A 19,926-nucleotide genomic window follows, 5' to 3' on the forward strand; every position below is an offset into this window, starting at 1 on the left:
GGCAATGCTTTACCAAGTTGGTTAACCTTTAATCCCACAACTGGCACCTTTAGCGGTACTCCCAGTAATGATAATGTTGGTAGTTTGAATGTTAAGGCGATCGCTACAGATAAAGCCGGAGCAAATGTTAGTGATATCTTTGTAATTGCCGTTGAAAAGGAAGCTGATCTTGTGATTCCAGGTTTGGCTATTACCGATAATTCAGGCAATGCCGATGATTCTAGTATCAAATTCACAACAGAACTATCCCAGTTCCGTAAGGGCTACCAAGACAGCGATTATGTCCGCCCCAATTATGCTGATATCACCAAATACTTTGATATCAACAATACGGGGACAGGTATCCTGGTGGTTTCCGATATTCAGATTAATGTCGGCGGGGTGACTGTGAATAATCTGGATTTGTCAGGGGATAAAGACCTATTGCTGAATCCGGGTTCTAGTCAACGGGTTGAGTTGACCTATGATCCTTCAGCAGCTAAGGAAAACTTTGATCTTACTAATGGTCTGGTATTGTTTACCAACGTTCCTGATTGGTCTCAGTACGAGGTTAAATTGTCCGGTAAATCCACCTTTAACTCAGACATCAACTATGATGGCAAAGTTAATACTGGTGATTTAGGTTCACTGAACCAAGCAAAAACGAACTTTAATAAGGGAATTTTTGATGCCACTGCTGATATCAATGGTGATGGGTTGATTAATACCCTTGATGCAAGTGCCTTGACTGCTGACATTAAACTGAAATTGTCAGTTTAAGTTCTCAGTGTCTGTTCAGTACTCCAACTAATGATCATGTAGGGAATTTGAATGTTAAAGTCATAGCTATACTCAAAACGGCTTGATTGTTTGATTCTAAAAGTAGATACAAGATACTGTCTTGAAAGTCAAGTGGTGGGAGAAAGAAAATTAGGGTCAAAAGCGGTCTGAGACTTGAGAACACCAAAAACTTGGCGTAAAAGCTTGTGCATGGCTGCACCAATAACAGACTTTTTAGATTTACCTTTAGCCAAAAGACGTTCACGGAAGGAGTGAATCAAAGGATTATAGCGACGAGCAACAATCGCAGGCATAAAAAGAGCCTGACGCAAACGGGAATTGCCAATTTTAGACAAACGAGGTTTGCCATGAACGGAAGAACCAGAAGAAAACTCTTGAGGAGTAAGCTAGTACCGCAGGGCGGAAGTCAAAAGTCAAAAGTCAAAAGTCAAAACGAAGACAGTATAGGCTTTTTAACGATTTAGAATGGTTGGTTTATTTATGCCGTGTTGTACTAGTATGTTAATTTTGTGGGTTTTGGAGCGATTTCCTGGGAAATTATTGGTGTTACCGTAGTTTACACCGAAAGCATCTGTTCCAGGCACTTTCTCATAAAAATATGCGACATATTTTGGGCATGAAGTCTTATGGGATAAGGGATTCAGAATTAACACACTAGTTTTTAGCCTGTTTTCTTATAAATAAGTTTAAGAATTAAATTGGTGCAGAATTTGGGATAAAATCTGTGTTCAGCCAAGAAAATCCAAGTATGTATCCTCTTGAATATCAAAATTTAGATTACAGATTCGACATACTTCTTAATAAACCAACAGCGTAAACGCAAAACGTTCTAATCTAAAAATTGACCGAGTTAATTTACTGGGTTTTATAGGCGTAAAATCCATAGATACGCACAAATGTCAAGCCTTACAATAAATAACTCAGGCTTAACACATAAACAGTTATGATAGGAGTCTTAAAAAACCCATGAGTGTTAAGGCAAGCGGTGGAAGCTCAGTTGCGCGTCCGCAACTATATCAAACCTTACCTGTCTCTACCATTTCCCAAGCGGAACAACAAGACCGCTTTTTGGGAAGAGGTGAACTAAGTGAACTTAGCAGCTATTTTGCCTCCGGTGCAAAGCGGTTAGAAATTGCCAAGATTTTGACCGACAATTCCGAAATTATCGTTTCTCGTGCGGCTAACCGGATTTTCATTGGTGGTTCACCAATGGCTTTCTTTGAAAAGCCCCAAGAACGAGAATTGGCAATGGTCGGCGCAGGTGTTAATGTCCAAGAGGGCATGAAACTAGGAACAGTCACCTACGTTGAAAGTAGTGGTGGTTTCTTTGAAAACCTCCGTTCTATCTTCAATACTTCTGCTGGTGGACCAACACCTCCAGGCTTTAGACCTATTAACGTTGCTCGTTATGGTCCTAGCAACATGGCCAAGAGTTTACGGGACTTGTCCTGGTTCTTACGCTATGCCACCTACGCCATTGTCGCTGGCGACCCCAATATCATTTCTGTGAATACCAGAGGTTTGCGGGAAATTATTGAAAATGCTTGTTCTGGGGAAGCAACCATCGTTGCTTTGCAGGAAATTAAAGCAGCGTCCCTGTCTTATTTCCGTAAAGATGCCGCAGCTACAGAAATTGTGACTCAGTACATGGATGTGTTGCTGACGGAATTTAAAGCACCAACACCTTCTACTAAAGTTCGTCAACGTCCTTCCGGCGACCAACAAGGGTTACAACTGCCACAAATTTACGCTGTTGCCGCAGAACGTCGTCCCAAGTACGTCATGAAGCCCGGTTTGTCTTCTAGCGAGAAGACTGAAATTATCAAAGCTGCTTATCGTCAAGTATTTGAGCGCGATATTACCCGTGCTTATAGCTTGTCTATTTCTGACTTAGAATCTAAAGTTAAAAATTGCGAGATCTCCATGCGGGAGTTTATTCGCCGTTTAGCTAAATCCCCCCTTTACCAAAAACAGTTTTATCAGCCTTTTATTAATAGCCGGGTGATTGAATTGGCTTTCCGTCACATTTTAGGACGGGGTCCAAGTAGCCGGGAAGAAGTGCAAAAATACTTTGCCATTGTCTCACTCAAAGGTTTAGCAGGTTTAGTTGATGCTTTGGTAGATTCTACCGAATACAGTGATTACTTTGGTGAAGAAACAGTTCCCTACATTCGGGGTCTGGGTCAAGAAGCCCAAGAATGTCGTAACTGGGGACAACAGCAAGACCTGTTTAAATACAGTGCGCCTTTCCGGAAAGTTCCTCAGTTTATTACAACTTTTGCTGCTTATGAACAACCATTACCTGACCAACATCCCTACGGTTCTGGTAATGACCCCTTGGAAATCCAATTTGGGGCAATTTTCCCGAAAGCAACCCGCAACCCCAGCAGCAGCCCTGCACCGTTTAGTAAGGATACTCGCCGGATCTTGATTCACCAAGGTCCTGGTATCAATAACCAACTCAGCAATCCTAATGCTCGGAGTGTAGCTCCTGGGACTTTGGGCGCGAAGGTGTTCAAGTTAGACCAGTTACCTGGAACTATTGGCAGAAAAGCTCCTAAGGGTGTAAGTGTCAAGTTCTCGGAAAGTTCTACCCAAGCGGTAATTAAGGCTACTTATCTACAAGTTTTTGGTCGTGATGTTTACGAAGGTCAACGTCTGAAGGTTGCAGAAATTAAGCTGGAAAACGGCGATATCACCGTCCGCGAGTTTGTGCGGATGTTGGCGAAGTCGGATTTATTCCGCAAGATGTACTGGACTTCTCTCTATGTCTGTAAAGCGATTGAATATATTCACCGTCGCTTGTTAGGTCGTCCTACCTACGGTCGGGAAGAAAACAACAAGTATTTTGACATTGCTGCTAAGAAGGGCTTTTATGCGGTCGTTGATGCCATTCTTGACAGTGACGAATACAGCCAAGCATTTAATGAAGATACAGTTCCTTACGAGCGTTATCTAACTCCTGCGGGTGTGTCTTTACGTCAATTACGTGTGGGGACTATCCGCGAAGATTTGGCGAATGTTGAGAAACAAGAAACTCCTCGCTTTGTGGAATTGGGTGCAGTCACAGAAATGCGGACTGAACCAGATATTGATTTCCGCATTAACCAAGGTGTTACTAAGCAACGTGAGCAAACCAAAGTCTTTAAACTGACAGCAGTTAAAAATGACAAGGTTGCGGCGGAAATTGTGATTAGCGGTGCTTATCGGCAGATTTTCGAGCGCGATATTGCTCCTTACATCTCTAAGAACGAGTTTACAGTTCTAGAAAGTAAGTTGGTGAACGGTGAAATCAGCGTTAAGGAATTTATTCAAGGTTTGGGTTACTCTAGCCTGTATCAGAAAGAGTTCTACACCCCTTACCCCAATACAAAAGTAATTGAGTTGGGAACTAAGCATTTCTTGGGTCGCGCTCCTATTGACCAAGCAGAAATTCGTAAATACAACCAAATTTTAGCTACTCAAGGGATTCGAGCCTTTATTAGCGCGATGGTTGAAAGTGCTGAATATGGTCAGGTGTTTGGTGAAGATACCGTTCCTTTCCGTCGCTTCCCCACTTTACCTGCGGCTAATTTCCCCAATACTGAGAAGCTTTACAACCAGTTAACCAAGCAAAATGATGATTTGGTTGTTCCTAGTTTTGAAACTGTGAAGCCACGGATTAAAACTGAGAATACGCCAATTCTAGCGAAGGCGATCGCAGATTTAGCAGCCCAAGCCAAGAAAATGGACAAGACAAAACCCTTGTTTATTGAGTTGGGTCGTTCTTTCAACGATGGTCGTGGTCAATCTGTAGAAGTTGGTGTCGGTACAAGCCGTCGCAAACCAGCCCGGATTTACCGTGCTACCACTGGCACAAATTCCCCAGAAACCAATCAGGTCATCAATGCTATCTATATCCAAGTTATGGACGTATTTAGCGGTCAAGTACCTGCTTATTTCCGCCGTTCTGACTTAGACAGCAAATTGCGTAACGGCGAAATTACCGTGCGGGAATTTGTTCTCGAACTAGCCAGTTCCGAAATCTATCGCAAACGGTTCTACACCCCCTATCCCAACACCAAGGTAATTGAATTCCTATTCCGTCACCTCTTGGGACGCGCACCCGCTACTCAGGGCGAAATCCGTCAATATAACAAACTATTGGCTGATAGCGGTTTACGGGCAGCAGTAGAGGCAATTGTTAACAGTCCTGAGTATGCTCGTTACTTTGGTGAAGACGTTGTTCCCTACAAACGCTATCCATCTTTACCAGCAGGTAACTATTTAGGCAGTGTTCAAGCTGAAGCTGACCTAGTGAAGCAATCCTGGTCTAGCTTATCTCCTTCTGTTTTAACAGGTGGTCTTCCTAATAGATAGGTGACAGGTGACAGGTGACAGGAAGAAGGCAAGAGGCAAGAGGCAAGAGGCAAGAGGCAAGAGACAAGAGACAAGAGGCAAGAGGCAAGAGGCAAGAGGCAAGAGGCAAGAGGCAAGAGGCAAGAGGCAAGAGGCAAGAGATAATTCTTCCTTTCTTCTCCCTCATGATTCAGAAAAGACTGTTTAATCTGGATTTCACAGGCTTTTTACTGTTCCCTGTTCCCTGTTCCCTGTTCCCTGTTTCCTGTTTCCTGTTTCCTGTTTCCTGTTTCCTGTTTACTGTTCCCTGTTCCCTGTTCCCTGTTCCCTGTTCCCTGAGAATGAGCAAATCTGAAAATAAGTGTTACAAAATATTAAGAGCAGTAATAAATGCTCAACATAATACTGGACAATATTTTGCGGGAGGTAATTGAGTTTTCCACCTGGTTTACACCAAATCCAGACAATCTGGCTAAAAATGTCAACCAAGTTGTCAAGTCACTATCAACCACATAAAGTCGTACCAGTTTAATCAAATTCTGGTTCCATTAGTTTTGGAGGAATCCATTAATGAGTATCGTCACGAAAGCCATCGTGAATGCTGATGCGGAAGCTCGCTACCTCAGCCCCGGTGAATTAGATAGAATCAAAGGTTTTGTTGCAGGTGGCGCACAACGTCTCCGCATCGCTCAAGTATTGACCGAAAACCGCGAGCGCATTGTTAAGCAAGCTGGCGACCAACTGTTCCAAAAACGTCCTGACGTTGTTTCCCCCGGTGGTAACGCTTACGGTCAAGAAATGACAGCTACTTGCTTGCGTGACTTGGACTACTACCTCCGTCTCGTTACCTACGGAATCGTTTCTGGTGATGTTACAGCCATCGAAGAAATCGGTATCGTTGGTGTGCGTGAAATGTACAAATCTTTGGGTACTCCCATTGATGCAGTTGCTGGTGGCGTTGCCGCTATGAAGAACGTTGCTGCTACCTTGTTGTCTGCTGAAGACTCCGGTGAAGCTGGTTCTTACTTCGACTACGTTGTTGGTGCAATGCAGTAAGTTTTAGCTGTAACTCGGCTCAAACTAAAACTGTAGCAATAAGGTTGGAAATAAGGAAAAAACAACAATGCAAGACGCAATTACCTCCGTTATCAATTCTTCAGACGTTCAAGGTAAATACCTTGATACCGCTGCTCTCGAAAAGCTAAAAGGCTACTTCGCTACTGGTGAACTGCGCGTTCGTGCAGCTACAACCATCAGCGCTAATGCTGCTGCGATCGTTAAAGAAGCTGTAGCTAAATCCTTGTTGTACTCTGACATCACCCGTCCCGGTGGTAATATGTACACCACCCGTCGTTACGCAGCTTGTATCCGTGACTTGGATTACTACTTGCGCTATTCTACCTACGCTATGTTGGCTGGTGACGCTTCCATTTTGGACGAGCGTGTATTGAATGGTTTGAAAGAAACCTACAACTCTTTGGGAGTACCCGTAGGCGCTACAATTCAAGCTATCAGTGCTATGAAGGAAGTAACCGCTAGTTTGGTTGGTCCTGACGCTGGTAAAGAAATGGGCGTTTACTTCGACTATATCTCCTCTGGCTTGAGCTAGGACTTAGCTTTGCACTTAGTGATGTAGGTGCGGCATTATTAAGGTCTGGAGATCAATCATGATTGCTAGAAGGTTCTCTTGCTAATTGATTGTAAGTGTTATCAGTCTGGTGCTGATGGTTGATTTCCAGCCTTGGAAAAAATAATTGTAAGGAGTCAGGAGTCAGGAGTCAGAATATTTGATATATTGATAAGTAATCAAATATAGTTTTTGGCATAAAATTTAGAAAAGCTGACCACTGATAGCTAAATCCTTACAGATAAATTAAAGATTTTCACTCAAGACATTTGAGATAAAAAAGTTTCCCAAACAATATCAGGAGATTTAAAACAAAATGGCTCGTTTATTTAAAGTAACTGCTTGTGTTCCTAGCCTATCTCGGACTCGCACCCAACGCGAATTACAAAATACTTACTTTACTAAGTTAGTTCCTTATGAAAATTGGTTCCGTGAACAACAACGGATTCAAAAAATGGGTGGCAAGATTGTTAAAGTGGAATTAGCAACCGGTAAACAAGGTACTAATGCTGGTTTGTCTTAATTTCTATAAATCAAACATTATTTTATTTTGATTTTGGAAGGGGTCTAAAAAGACCTCTTTTTTTGTGCCTTTGATATTAAGAAGTAATTTGCATTGTGCTTGCTTCAGGGATAGATTCACCTTCTGCTTCCCAAGCTTCTAAGTACATTGCAATTACTTCTTCACCATTATGAATTGCTTCTTGACGAGTTTTACCGTGAGTACAAGGCATGATGACAAGATGGCTAAATTCTGGAATTGTGACTAAGAAAAGCTGATCTTCGTCTGACCATTGAACAATCATACTGTATTGATTCATAAATCCTGATCCTTGCCTAACTCTTTTAATCAGGAATTTTTACTTTTGCTTGGAAATCATTTCTAACCCGTTTCTTCACTATGTCAATTGTGATGGCTTTTTTTATTTGTGTACCATTGGTAAATGTACGCAGCAGATATAAACCAAAGCCATGAAAACCTTAACAGGAAAATATCGTAAGATAATCTTGGTATTCTCACATCAGAAAAAGTTTGCTTGATACCTGTAACATATAAAATAAAATGTAGATTGTAAAAATGACGGCAACTGGTAAAATTGATACTAGTAAAATTCCAAAATCTCGAATCACCAAGTATCTCAACTTTGGTAAAGTTAGCGATTTTGGGGGATCTGACCACAGAAGTTTAAGAAACAGTTTATATAATCCTGTGAGAATTAAAAACCATATTAACGATATTATTAAAGCAACAAGAGAAATTATAAACAAGACAATTGTTCCATCTTTATCAGTGAAAATTATTAGGCCTCCTAAAATAGAATACCGCCAAAACTCAAATCCAAAAACTACAGTAGCCCCGATGTAAGCTGGTATGGCTAGTTTGATAGCCATAAACCAGGAACTGGGGTAAGGTAGCCAGCCAAACCACCAATCTTTTTTATTCATTAATCAAATCCTAATTCTCCTAGTTACTCATTTTATATTAGTTTTACTACAAACTACTAAGTAGGTGAACAAAATAAAAACGAGGGATATTGCGTTTTATAAAATGGCTAAAACTCAATTAGAATATCGCATTGAGACAACTTTACATACCGTTACATACCTTTAAATTTTTCTGTTCACCTACTTATGGCTATTGTGTAAGATAGCTCATTTATTAAAACTGTAGCTATGAAGTAAAATAGGCTTTGTGAGCGATCGCCTGTGGTGCGATGCGCCAATAATAAACTAGAATTAAATAACCTTAGCTAAAAATTCTCTCAACTATGGCAACTGCTACTAACATTGGTACGCTAGTAACCTGTTCTCCAGATGTGAGTAATGGTCGTCCCGTGATTACAGGAACTAAAACTTCTGTAAGTCGGGTGGTTGTTCTTTACAAACAAGGTGCAAATGCTGAAGAAATGGCGAATTAATGCGTGGAGTTTTGCGGCTGATTAACACTAAATCAACGCAAGGTATGCAGGGACAAATAGAATTTTTAAGCAACTGGGTTTATTAATAATCACTATCTCGCAATAACTAATTTAATTACCATTAAAAAATACCCATCCAGTTATTGCGCTAGGTGGGTATTAATAGTGTAGGGACGGGGGTTCCCCGCCCTTGATGAGAATTTATGACTACTTGCTTTCAGTGAAATCAGCATCAATAACATCATCACCAGAAGGAGCAGAACCACCGCTTGGAGGTTCAGTACCACCAGCACCGGCAGCATCACCAGCTTGTTGATAGATATTGCTACCAATAGCAAACAGAGCTTGTTGCAATTCTGGCATCAACTTCTGGATTTGAGCATCATCTTCTTTAGCAACAGCTTCCCGTACTTCCTTAACTAAACCTTCAACCTTAGTCTTATCAGCATCAGGGACTTTATCACCCAACTCTTGTAACTGCTTTTCAGCTTGATAAGCTAAAGAATCAGCTTGGTTTTTGCGTTCAATTTTTTCACGACGTTCCTTATCAGAAGAAGCATTTTGTTCAGCTTCTCTCACCATGCGTTCTACATCATTCTTATCCAGAGTAGAAGCACCAGTGATACTAATAGATTGTTCCTTACCAGTTCCCTTATCCTTAGCCGCAACATTGAGAATACCGTTAGCGTCAATATCAAAAGTAACTTCAATTTGGGGAACACCACGAGGAGCAGGAGGAATACCATCCAAACGGAAAGTTCCTAAGCTCTTGTTATCATTGGCGAATTCTCTCTCACCTTGGAGAACGTGAATTTCCACATTGGTTTGTCCGTCTACAGCAGTAGAGAACACTTCTGATTTCTTGGTAGGAATTGTAGTATTGCGAGGAATAATTTTAGTCATCACACCACCCAAGGTTTCTACACCCAAAGATAATGGTGTTACGTCTAACAACAAGATACCCGTAACATCACCAGCCAAGACACCCGCTTGAATAGCAGCACCAACAGCTACAACTTCATCAGGGTTAACGCTTTGGTTAGGATCTTTACCTAACACCCGTTTGACCACATCTTGAACTGCGGGAATCCGGGTAGAACCACCAACGAGAACAACTTCGTCAATATTGGTCTTATTTAACTTCGCACCTTTAAGTGCATCTTCCACCGGAATGCGGCAACGGTCAATTAAATCAGCGCAGAGTTCTTCAAACTTAGCGCGAGTAAGAACTGTATCCAAATGCTTTGGACCGTCCTGAGTAGCAGTGATAAATGGGAGGTTAATTTCTGCTTGAGTAACGCTAGAAAGTTCAATTTTGGCTTTTTCTGCGGCTTCAGTCAGACGTTGTAAAGCTTGTTTGTCCTTACGGAGGTCAATACCTTCGTCTTTTTTGAACTGTTCAGCTAGGAAGTCAACGATTTTTTTATCAAAGTCGTCACCACCCAGGTGAGTATCACCGGATGTTGATAATACTTCAAATACACCGTCACCTACTTCTAGAACAGATACGTCGAAAGTACCACCACCCAAGTCAAATACCAGGATAGTTTCGTTACTCTTTTTATCAAAGCCATAAGCTAGGGAAGCTGCGGTAGGTTCGTTGATAATGCGGAGAACGTCAATACCAGCGATTTTTCCCGCGTCCTTAGTAGCTTGACGCTGAGAGTCGTTGAAGTAAGCGGGAACGGTAATTACAGCTTGGGTAACAGTTTCACCCAGGTATTTACTAGCATCTTCAACCAATTTGCGGAGAACTTTCGCAGAAATTTCTTCAGGAGCAAATTGTTTACCAGCACCAGGAGAATCTACCTTAACGTTACCGCCACTGCTGAGAACTTTATAAGAAACTTCTGTAGCTTCGTTGGTAATTTCGTCGAAACGACGACCAATAAAGCGTTTCACTGAATAAAAAGTATTTTCGGGGTTCATTACCGCTTGGCGTTTAGCGATTTGACCCACTAAATTGTCGCCATTTTTAGCAAATGCAACTACCGAGGGTGTTGTCCGAAAACCTTCCGCATTAGCAATAACAGTGGGTTTACCACCTTCCATTACTGCTACACAGGAGTTAGTCGTTCCTAAATCAATTCCAACTACTTTTGCCATTTTGGGTGTTTGCTCCGTATAAAATTACTAAATGAACTCAGAGAGAATATAAAATTGCATTAACTAACTGCTAATAACAATCAGTTGCCCAAAAAGAAACTGATGGCTTTGCTGGGAAGACAATCCCAAACTAGGCTACCCAGGGCAAGAAATAGAAATAAACTCAGTGGTAGCCATTCCATGCAGGGTGGTTTACCGAACCGTCAGGGGAACGGTGAATTTTATAAATTATGTCTAGTGGTTTCATGGATTTATGTGCTTTCACATTGACTAATGTATGGGAATTAATACTTTCAGGAATTGGGGTGAACCGTAACTTTATAGTCGTATTTGCCGTCAAACCCCATTAAAAATTAAATACTATACCCCTGACTCCGTAATCAAGGGCTGGCTAATTGGTAATTATTCCTCTAATTCCTGAACCGTGCCTTATTTACGAGGCAGGTATGGAAGGGTATTCTCCTTTTTGAAACTTCAGCCATGCCTGTTCTAAGGCTGTGGGAGCGGGATTTGTGGCATCATAAATGACGATTACATTGGTTAAAGGTCTACCCGCGGGAACTACAATATTAGTCTTGTTGGCTAAGGCTCTGGATGCTCCACCATCTAAATTCATAGCTTCATAACAACCGATCGCTTTCATTGCCTCTGCTTCCTGCTGTAAAGTGAGGTTAATTTCAAAATTGGCTAAAATCAGCTTTGTGCCGTCCTGAGTAAAACCAATGGCTGTGCGATCGCTATTGCCTAAAACAACAGGATCTTTAAAGCCTTCAATACTGGGATTTATCCATATTTCCCCCTGTCGCAATAATCTCGGTCCACAGGTTAGGGAAAACCAATGTTTATTCCATTCGGGTTTACCGTCTACTCTGGCTGTTACCATTTCTGGTTTATTGTCAACTCCTAATCCCAAGGTAGTCCCAAAATTTTCCCAGCGACTGTATTTGACAAATTTTCCCCCAGCTACCATGTTACCCATCACTGTTTTTTGAGGATTTTTGGCGAAGAATGTGCCATTAGCAACTACAGCAGCCTTATAACGCGCTACTAATTTACTAAATTCTTCATCACCACTGGTTTTTTGAATGGTGTTCGCAAAGCTGGCATTTTTGGCTAAACCCATTGTAATCAAGGTTTTTGGATCTGTGAGATCAACTATGGTTTGATAAAAAGGGATACCATTAATTTGACTTTTGTTTACCTGAACTGGTTGAGCATAACTAGGTAATGTTAAGGTTAATCCTTGTGCTAAGGTTGCCCCACCCAGAAATAAAAAGGATCTGCGGCTGATTTTGCTAATTGTCATAATTGATGTTTATTAATCCTTTCTTCTTTTTCCTGAATCCTGAATGGGCGCAGTCCCTGCGCCCCTACCTCCTGACTCCTTCTATATTTTATGAATAATCGGTATATTATTTTTCACAAACCCTATGGGGTTTTGAGCCAATTTACTCAAGAAAGTCCCAAACATATTACGCTAAAAGAGTATATAGATGTTCCCGATGTTTATGCTGTGGGGCGTTTAGATTGGGATAGTGAGGGGTTACTGTTACTAACAAATGATGGACAGTTACAGCATCGTCTAGCACATCCGCGCTTTGGTCATAAACGTACTTATTGGGCGCAGGTGGAACGTATTCCTGATATTGATGCAATTCATCAGCTACAAACTGGGGTAGAAATTCAAGATTACCGGACTCGTCCTGCTCAAGTTAGGTTATTGTTAGAAGAACCATCCGTAGTCCAACGTATTCCCCCCATTCGATTTCGGAAAAGTATTCCCACAGCTTGGCTAGAAATGACCTTAACTGAAGGTAAAAATCGCCAAGTCCGTCGCATGACTGCTGCTGTGGGTTTTCCGACTTTGCGGTTAATTAGGATAAGTATTGGTAATATTCAATTAGATGATTTAGCACTAGGACAATGGCGAGAACTCACTCCCCTAGAAGTTGCAAGATTAAATCATTAACCGGAAAAATAGATTAAGGTACTGTAATATCAGTATACAAAAAGAGTGTCAACAATAGCACTTAGTTCTTAGGTTACATAATTTTAATTTTAGTTATTTAATTGTGGACTGTTTGAATATTTGTAGCTAAAAGCACCTTACCAGGAAAATCAAGGAAGTCCGACTATGCTGATTTGCCCCCAGTGTAAATTTGAAAACGGTGATAGTAATAAGTTCTGTCAAAGCTGTGGTATATCCTTAGCTCATAAAATCTGCTCTGAATGTAGTGCCGATATGGCTTTAGATGCACAGTATTGTTATAAATGTGGTGCAGAATCTAGCACAGTTTGGTACGCGCTCATTACTCAGGCAGTGGATAAGGTAGTTTCTGTTGTGGCGGAAACTGCGAAATTAAGCCAAAATCTAGAAAATATAGCGGATGGTGGCGGAGATTCTGGTCTGTTATCCAAATTTGTTTTAGATGCTTATTTAGATCCTTGGCAACGTTATCGCTTGTTAGAATCTCCACAAGAATTTGCGGATTATATAGAAGTCAAGGTTCTAGATTGTCAACCTTACAAAATATCACTGATTGGGGCAATGCTTTTGCACGAAACCAAGATGGATATAAGGACAATTCCGGGTCTGGCGGAAGCTTATCTAAAATTGCAGGTAGATAAGCGCCCAGGAATACCAAATATTCATGATGCTTGGCAGCAAGATCATTTTCAAGTAGTCTTGTTAGAAGACAGATCCAATTTCCCGACGTTGCTTGATGTTTTGCGACGAGATACAGTAAGTCCGTTGGAAATTTTACATTGGTTTTATCAAATGACTCAACTTTGGGAGTTGTTAGAAACTGTAAATTGTCGCCAAAGTTTGTTGGAGTTGTCGAACTTGCGCTTAGATGAAGACCAAACTCTAATATTACAAAGGCTATATATAGAGACACCGTTACTAACACCACAACCACCCGAAGTTTTAGATTTGACGAAAATACGAGAGAATGGACAACAAGCTTTAACTCTTAAAAGTTTGGGTCGGATGTGGCAAACTTTGTTTAGAGAATCCCAACACACTCCATTGGATTGTGTGGTGCAGATGTTAGAGTATGTGGAATCTGGGAATATTCAAACTCTGGCGCAATTGCTATCGCATTTACAAGAAATAGCAGAAGAATGTCATCAGGAACAACCAACTTCATCACCTGTCTTGGCACTAAGTAATGATACAAAAAATAAAAGTGATGAAGCCCTAACTCTAGTTCTATCCATGCAGCTAAGTAGCGTGGAATATGCAGCAGCTACTGATGTGGGTCGTCAACGCGACCATAATGAGGACTATTTTGGTGTTGATAGTCAAGTTCACAAGATAGAGTTACCAGGAAATAGTCAAGTTACAACACAAGGTTTATATATTCTTTGTGATGGTATGGGTGGTCATGCTGGAGGTGAAATAGCTAGTCAATTAGCGGTAAATACTATCCGTCAATACTTTCAAAAAACTTGGGTAGATACAGAATTGCCTCGCAAGGAGTCTATTCTTCACGCAGTTTATCTGGCTAATCAGGCTATTTATGAGCTTAATCAAAAAGAAGCTCGTTCTGGTATTGGTCGCATGGGTACTACTTTGGTCATGCTACTAATTCAAGATAATCAAGCGGCAATTGCTCATGTGGGAGATAGTCGTCTTTATTGGCTGACTCGCAAGCAAGGACTAGAACAAATAACTATAGACCATGAAGTTGGTCAACGAGAAATTGCTAGGGGTATAGAACCTAGTATTGCCTATGGACGTGCAGATGCTTATCAACTTACCCAAGCTTTAGGTCCACGCAACGAAGATGCTCTCCATCCTGATGTGATGTTATTTGATATCAATGAAGATATGCTTCTGGTATTGGTTTCAGATGGTTTATCAGATAATGACTGCTTAGAAACTCATTGGCAAACCCATCTCCAACCCTTATTAAGTTCTTCTAGTAATTTAGTAACAGGGGTTCAAGATTTAATTGAATTGGGTAATGAACACAATGGTCATGACAATATTACAGCTATACTAGTGCGAGTGAAAGTCAGACTATCTTAGCAAAGTTGCTTCTAAAATTAGTTTTTTGATCTTAAATTTTAGGTTGTATTGTGATTACTTTGACCCTATTAGAAAAAAGCACAAAAACACCGCTGAAACAGTGGTGCTTTGAGGGTTCTACCGTCGTTCGCATTGGTCGGGCGGTAGATAATCACGTTGTTTTGGCTGACAATTTAGTTTCTCGGTATCATTTAGAACTGAAATTAGTTACTAATGCTGGAGGGGATGATTGGGAGTTAATTAGTCATGGAACTAATGGCACTTTCCTCAATGGCTTTTTGGTTACTAAATCTATCGTTGCTGATAATTCTTTGCTGCAATTAGCTCAGGGTGGTCCTGTACTCAAGGTACAAGTTCAGGAATTATCTCCTCTACTTATCCGAGCTTCAGGTTCAGGAAATGGAGAAATTAATCAAAAGATAATTCCAGAATATTCCAGTGCTGGTTGTACTCACGAAGGGAATCGTCCTCAAAATGTGTTTTGTGTTCACTGTGGTCAACCAATTTTGGTGCAAAAGACTATTCGTCATTATCAGGTATTACGCACTTTGGGAAAGGGTGGTATGGGTACTACCTATTTAGCTTGGGATGGTGTTGGTGAAATTACTGGTGTACCACAATTACTGGTAATTAAGCAGATGAATGCTGATATGGTGAAAATTCCCAAAGCTCAAGAGTTATTCATCCGAGAGGCTAGTATTCTCAAGCATCTTAATCATGGGGGAGTTCCCAAGTATTATGATTTCTTCGTGGAAGATGGTAAAAAATACTTGGCTATGGAGTTAATTCATGGACAAGATTTAGACAAACGGATTCGCTTAACTGGACCTGTAACTCCGAAGCAAGCGATCGCTTGGATGATCCAAACTTGTGATATTCTAGATTATCTTCATCACCAACATACACCATTAATTCACCGGGATATTAAGCCGGCTAATTTGATGGTGCGAGGTGGTAATAATAGTATTGTTGTATTGGATTTTGGTGCTGTTAAGGAAATTGGCACAAAACCAGGGACAAGAATCGGCGCTGAGGGTTTTTGCGCTCCTGAACAGGAACGGGGACAACCGCTTACCCAATCTGATTTGTATGCTATTGGTCCGACGTTAATTTTTTTATTAACTGGGGAAAATCCTTTAAAATTTTATCGGCAAAGGGGGCGTAATTTTCGCTTTGAGGTTAAAGGGATACCAACAATTAGTGATAAATTAAGACAGGTAATTGATTGTGTGACAGAACCTTTACCACGCGATCGCTATCATACTGCAAAGGAGTTGGCTCAGGCATTAATATCAATCAGCAGTTAGCAAAATCTGGTTAGCGGTTAGGTTCAATTCGGGAAAAGTGCGGGAAATTATTTGCTCATTGTCTCTAAAATGGTTAATTTCATACTCATCACCAATTAGAGAACAAATTGATATGGTAGGTTGTTTTGGTTCACCCACGAATTTACCAGCACCAAAGGGTTGATAATCAACAATCCAATATTCTTTAATTCCCATTTCTTCATAATCACTATATTTTCTATAGTAATCAACTCGCCAATTGCTACTCACCACTTCGATGATTAATGGCACAGAATCACCTTGAGTTACTGTTGCTTTTTTTTCCCAAAGCGGTTCATTGACTAGATTTGTGGAATTTATCAACAAAACATCTGGACAATAGGCTGATTCCGTTGTTGGTGGTTTAACTAATGCCTGTTTGGGAATAAAATAGGGAAGATTTAAGCGGCGGCACTCTATAGCCAATTCTATAGTTAAAACCCCGGTTCTGCTTTCGTGTTTTCCTAATGGTGGATTCATCTCAATAATTTCCCCATCATGCAGTTCATAAAATCCGCCTTCTGGTTTCCATTTAATAAACTCTTCAAAGGTTACTAACTGGGTTTTAGGTAAGGTTTGAACCATAATTTACCTACCTTAATAAAAATGCTTGAGTATGTGTTTGGACGGGGAATTTTAGATTTTAGATTTTAGATTTTAGATTTTAGATTAAAAAATTTGGTATCAGTCTCCGTCCTCTACTGATGGAAAAATACTCGCTGCGCTGCATACGCTTCGCTAACGTCAATTCTAAATCCAAAATTTTCCAGCCCTACACTTGAGGGTGGAGTCAATCCAAAATCGTTCGACTGAGCGAAGTCGAAGTCCAAAATCGTCAATCCAAAATCGGGTGACGAAGAAATTGCACCCACCATAAAAACAAGGACAAAGTTCTATCATTGCTGGAGGTAGGTGTATCTACGTCAAATCTATCCTAGATATAGCCAATCTAATTTAGATGTTTAATCGTCGTCCCACTTTTCTACCGCTAATAAATCGCCAATTGGATCTTGGGTGCTAAATCCAAAGTCCAGCAACTCCTGTTTCCAATGTTGCCAATCATCGCCATAGAGTAAGGCAATCTTCCAAATCCTATCATTGGGTTTGATAATATTGGATTCTACGAGTGATTGCACGTTGCGCTGCAATTTCACCATTGGGTGAATTACTTGCTGAATCATAAACTCGGTGTATTTCAGATTTTTGTGTGTAAATTCTTGATCAAAACAGCCTTCCGCTTGCAATTATTACCTGCGCGTAGAGCAATTATAGTTTGGTAAAGCTAGTTCTAACTTTTCCACTATACCATAAATAACAAGAGTAAGCTGCTTGGGAATTCGGTTTTGTACGGTAATTACCACTACTAGACGCTATTTATGCTGAACAGTCGTGGCAATATCCAGCCAACAAGGTTTTTAGGCTTGCGATCGCCATCATAACGCAACTGGAGAAAATTGACACTAATTTCTCAATTTTAATTGTGGGGTCAATATAAATGGGTAATGGGTAATGGGTAATGGGTAATAGGTTTTTGGACAATTTTACAGGAATATCCGGTAAGCGTAAAGCTCAGTGGCTTGGCTCCCTGAGAGTGTCAATTTTCATTCATTTCTTCTTCCTCCTGAACTCCTGATAGCGCAGCGTGGCGTTAGCCATACTCCTGAATGGGCGCAGACCCTGCGCCCCTACCTCCTATCTCCCAATATCTTCATCCCAAAGTTCCGGGTTAGTTGTAATAAATTCACTCATCATTTGTTCACATTCATCTAAATTTAGATCTATGACTTCCACACCGTGAGATACCATAAACTCTCTAGGGCCAGGAAAAGTTTTTGATTCTCCAGCAATAACTTTTTTAATGCCAAACTGCACCACAGCACCGGCACACAAATAACAAGGCATTAACGTAGAGTAGAAGATTGTACCTCTGTAGTTACCAATTCTGCTCGCATTACGGAGACAATCAATCTCCGCATGAGTTACAGGATTACCATCTTGGACGCGCTTATTGTGTCCCTGTCCGACAATTTTACCATCCTTAACCAAAACAGAGCCAATGGGAATTCCCCCTTCTTGTCTACCTTGTTTAGCCTGGAAAATTGCAGCACTCATAAATTCATCCATTTGTCAATACTCATGATATAAAAAAACAAATAATCTGGATAGTTACCTGTGGAAAAACTGTGGAAAAACTATCCTGAATTTTCCCAAAATCATCATACTTCATGAAACTGATAAATAATAAATTAAAGTTTTCCACAGCTTTGCGGCAAAAAATTGGATTTTGACCGCAATTTTAAATAAAAATTAATCATTTATTATATTTTTCTTAAAATTCGGACTTAATAGTGCAGATTTTAATGGGATAAGTTAGTTTTTTGGGTTGTGGAAAACATCAACGATATTAATTCTATTTTTGGTAGTAGCCATTTGGATGCGATCGCTCAATTGGTGTAAAGTTTGAATTAAACTCTGATCACTCTCCTTTAACTGGGTAATTTTCTCACAACTATACATCACCGTCGTATGATCTTTACCCCCAAACTCCTCCCCTATCTTGGGTAAACTCAAATTCGTAAGTTGTCGCATTAAATACATTCCTATTTGCCTAGCCCAACTTATTTCTCGACGACGGGAATTACCCTTCAAATCCTCAATAGAAACATTCAAAGCATCTGCAACTATATTTAAAATTATCTCAGGAGTAGTTTCTATTTTCTGACTAGGAGTGCCTAAAATCGGTGACAGATTTTCCACAGTCATAGGTAAACCCCAAATAGAAATATAAGCCAAAGCTCGAATTAACGCCCCCTCCAACTCACGGATATTAGAAGTACAATTAGAAGCGATGTATTCAACCACCTCTCGTGGTAAACGAATATTTTCATACTCAGCTTTTTTTTGCAGAATTGCCATTCTCGTCTCTAAATCAGGCATTTGCACATCAGCAATTAGCCCCATAGAAAACCGTGAACACAACCGTTCTTGTAAACTGGGAATTTGATTAGGAGGACGGTCTGAAGCAATTACAACTTGCTTACCCGCCTCATGTAAAGTATTAAAAGTATGAAAAAATTCCTCTTGAGTATATTCCTTCCCCTCCAAAAACTGAATATCATCAACTAGCAGCATATCAGCAGCCCGATAATGTTCGCGGAAACTCTGCATACTATCTTGACGAATTGCAGTAATCAAATCATTTGTAAACTGCTCCGTAGACACATAAAATATCTTAGAATGAGGACAGATTTCCCAGCGATAATTACCAATAGCTTGCATTAAGTGAGTTTTCCCCAAACCCACACCACCACATAAAAATAACGGATTAAATTCCCTACCCGGATATTCTGCCACGGCTAGAGAAGCCGCATGAGCCATGCGATTATTAGCTCCGACAACGAAACGAGAAAAAACATATTTAGAATTTAAATCTGAAGTCTTTTGCGAATTTATGGGAGCATTTGCCAAAATATGATTTATTGCTGGTAATTTCCCCTCCACTTCCGGTTTATCCACATGAGAAACTCCCTTATCCTCAACTACAGTAATATAAATCTCTATTGGATAACCCACAATATCGTGGACTACATTAGCAATAGTATTAATGTAATACTTCTGAAGCCAATTGCGAGCAAAAGGATTAGGAGCATATATTACCAAACAGTTATTTTCTAGCTGCTGTGCATAAGCTGTTTTAATCCAAGTTTCAAAGGTAGGCGGAGCTAACTCTAACTGTAACCGCTCTAATACACGATTCCATAAATCATCTATGGGAATTTCCATTAACGCCACCTT

Annotated in this window: 19 protein-coding genes; 10 read left to right on the plus strand and 9 right to left on the minus strand. The window is 40.5% G+C overall.

From position 1 onward, the window contains the following. The coding region (locus HEQ36_RS07595; RefSeq protein ID WP_290707226.1) for a putative Ig domain-containing protein at positions 1 to 759 on the plus strand (759 nt) is incomplete at its 5' end. Positions 760 to 887: 128 nt separating this feature from the next. Here the strand turns inward: HEQ36_RS07595 and HEQ36_RS07600 are convergent. Beyond that, positions 888 to 1,115 carry a hypothetical protein gene (locus HEQ36_RS07600; RefSeq protein ID WP_233455436.1) on the minus strand — a complete coding sequence of 76 codons (228 nt, stop codon included), beginning with the start codon at positions 1,113 to 1,115 and terminating at the stop codon, positions 888 to 890. Between the two features lie 631 nt (positions 1,116 to 1,746). On the opposite strand from HEQ36_RS07600, the gene HEQ36_RS07605 reads away from it, so the two are divergent. From HEQ36_RS07605 to HEQ36_RS07620, 4 genes are all read left to right on the plus strand, one after another. Next, positions 1,747 to 5,139: a phycobilisome rod-core linker polypeptide gene (locus HEQ36_RS07605; protein ID WP_168635642.1), complete on the plus strand. Its 3,393-nt coding sequence runs from the start codon at positions 1,747 to 1,749 to the stop codon at positions 5,137 to 5,139. Positions 5,140 to 5,688: 549 nt separating this feature from the next. Further along, positions 5,689 to 6,174: an allophycocyanin subunit alpha gene (apcA, locus tag HEQ36_RS07610; protein WP_039203384.1), complete on the plus strand. Its 486-nt coding sequence runs from the start codon at positions 5,689 to 5,691 to the stop codon at positions 6,172 to 6,174. A 67-nt stretch (positions 6,175 to 6,241) separates the two neighbouring features. Continuing rightward, complete coding sequence (gene apcB, locus HEQ36_RS07615) at positions 6,242 to 6,727, plus strand: allophycocyanin subunit beta (protein ID WP_027402733.1); 486 nt, start codon at positions 6,242 to 6,244, stop codon at positions 6,725 to 6,727. Positions 6,728 to 7,061: 334 nt separating this feature from the next. Then, entirely contained in the window at positions 7,062 to 7,268 is a 207-nt protein-coding gene (locus HEQ36_RS07620; RefSeq protein ID WP_027402734.1) for a phycobilisome linker polypeptide, read from the plus strand. A 76-nt stretch (positions 7,269 to 7,344) separates the two neighbouring features. On the opposite strand, the gene HEQ36_RS07625 is transcribed toward HEQ36_RS07620, so the two are convergent. After that, positions 7,345 to 7,566 (minus strand): type II toxin-antitoxin system HicB family antitoxin, encoded by a 222-nt coding sequence (locus HEQ36_RS07625; RefSeq protein WP_168635643.1) that lies wholly within the window; start codon positions 7,564 to 7,566, stop codon positions 7,345 to 7,347. A gap of 257 nt (positions 7,567 to 7,823) precedes the next feature. On the opposite strand from HEQ36_RS07625, the gene HEQ36_RS07630 reads away from it, so the two are divergent. After that, positions 7,824 to 8,111, plus strand: a complete 288-nt coding sequence (locus tag HEQ36_RS07630) for a hypothetical protein (protein WP_168635644.1) — start codon at positions 7,824 to 7,826, stop codon at positions 8,109 to 8,111. Between the two features lie 403 nt (positions 8,112 to 8,514). Then, positions 8,515 to 8,664, plus strand: a complete 150-nt coding sequence (locus tag HEQ36_RS07635; RefSeq protein ID WP_168635645.1) for a DUF433 domain-containing protein — start codon at positions 8,515 to 8,517, stop codon at positions 8,662 to 8,664. A gap of 207 nt (positions 8,665 to 8,871) precedes the next feature. Here HEQ36_RS07635 and dnaK read toward each other — a convergent pair whose 3' ends face one another. Both dnaK and HEQ36_RS07645 read right to left on the minus strand, forming a co-directional pair. After that, positions 8,872 to 10,770: a molecular chaperone DnaK gene (dnaK, locus tag HEQ36_RS07640; protein WP_053537473.1), complete on the minus strand. Its 1,899-nt coding sequence runs from the start codon at positions 10,768 to 10,770 to the stop codon at positions 8,872 to 8,874. Positions 10,771 to 11,203: 433 nt separating this feature from the next. Further along, a complete protein-coding gene (locus tag HEQ36_RS07645) occupies positions 11,204 to 12,076 on the minus strand; it encodes a phosphodiester glycosidase family protein (protein ID WP_053537472.1) in 873 nt (290 codons plus the stop codon). Between the two features lie 90 nt (positions 12,077 to 12,166). On the opposite strand from HEQ36_RS07645, the gene HEQ36_RS07650 reads away from it, so the two are divergent. The 3 genes from HEQ36_RS07650 to HEQ36_RS07660 all read left to right on the plus strand — a co-directional run bounded on the left by HEQ36_RS07650 (position 12,167) and on the right by HEQ36_RS07660 (position 16,113). After that, complete coding sequence (locus HEQ36_RS07650) at positions 12,167 to 12,739, plus strand: rRNA large subunit pseudouridine synthase E (RefSeq protein ID WP_168635646.1); 573 nt, start codon at positions 12,167 to 12,169, stop codon at positions 12,737 to 12,739. A 165-nt stretch (positions 12,740 to 12,904) separates the two neighbouring features. Next, positions 12,905 to 14,806, plus strand: a complete 1,902-nt coding sequence (locus HEQ36_RS07655; protein ID WP_053537470.1) for a serine/threonine phosphatase — start codon at positions 12,905 to 12,907, stop codon at positions 14,804 to 14,806. A 50-nt stretch (positions 14,807 to 14,856) separates the two neighbouring features. After that, entirely contained in the window at positions 14,857 to 16,113 is a 1,257-nt protein-coding gene (locus tag HEQ36_RS07660; RefSeq protein WP_290707238.1) for a protein kinase, read from the plus strand. Here HEQ36_RS07660 and HEQ36_RS07665 read toward each other — a convergent pair. The 5 genes from HEQ36_RS07665 to dnaA form a co-directional block, all read right to left on the minus strand. Beyond that, complete coding sequence (locus tag HEQ36_RS07665; protein ID WP_053537468.1) at positions 16,099 to 16,716, minus strand: Uma2 family endonuclease; 618 nt, start codon at positions 16,714 to 16,716, stop codon at positions 16,099 to 16,101. The two genes, HEQ36_RS07660 and HEQ36_RS07665, sit on opposite strands and share 15 nt — an antisense overlap. A 377-nt stretch (positions 16,717 to 17,093) precedes the next feature. Next, entirely contained in the window at positions 17,094 to 17,312 is a 219-nt protein-coding gene (locus HEQ36_RS07670) for a DUF4327 family protein (RefSeq protein WP_027402742.1), read from the minus strand. Between the two features lie 193 nt (positions 17,313 to 17,505). Further along, entirely contained in the window at positions 17,506 to 17,670 is a 165-nt protein-coding gene (locus tag HEQ36_RS07675; RefSeq protein ID WP_168635647.1) for a hypothetical protein, read from the minus strand. Positions 17,671 to 17,823: 153 nt separating this feature from the next. Beyond that, positions 17,824 to 18,255, minus strand: coding sequence for a nucleoside deaminase (locus HEQ36_RS07680; protein ID WP_168635648.1), 432 nt, complete (start codon positions 18,253 to 18,255; stop codon positions 17,824 to 17,826). A gap of 246 nt (positions 18,256 to 18,501) precedes the next feature. Next, positions 18,502 to 19,914: a chromosomal replication initiator protein DnaA gene (gene dnaA / locus HEQ36_RS07685; protein WP_051424346.1), complete on the minus strand. Its 1,413-nt coding sequence runs from the start codon at positions 19,912 to 19,914 to the stop codon at positions 18,502 to 18,504. Between the last annotated feature and the right edge of the window lie 12 nt (positions 19,915 to 19,926).

Source organism: Anabaena sp. 54 (assembly GCF_017355725.1).
In the GTDB taxonomy this organism is placed as follows: domain Bacteria; phylum Cyanobacteriota; class Cyanobacteriia; order Cyanobacteriales; family Nostocaceae; genus Dolichospermum; species Dolichospermum heterosporum.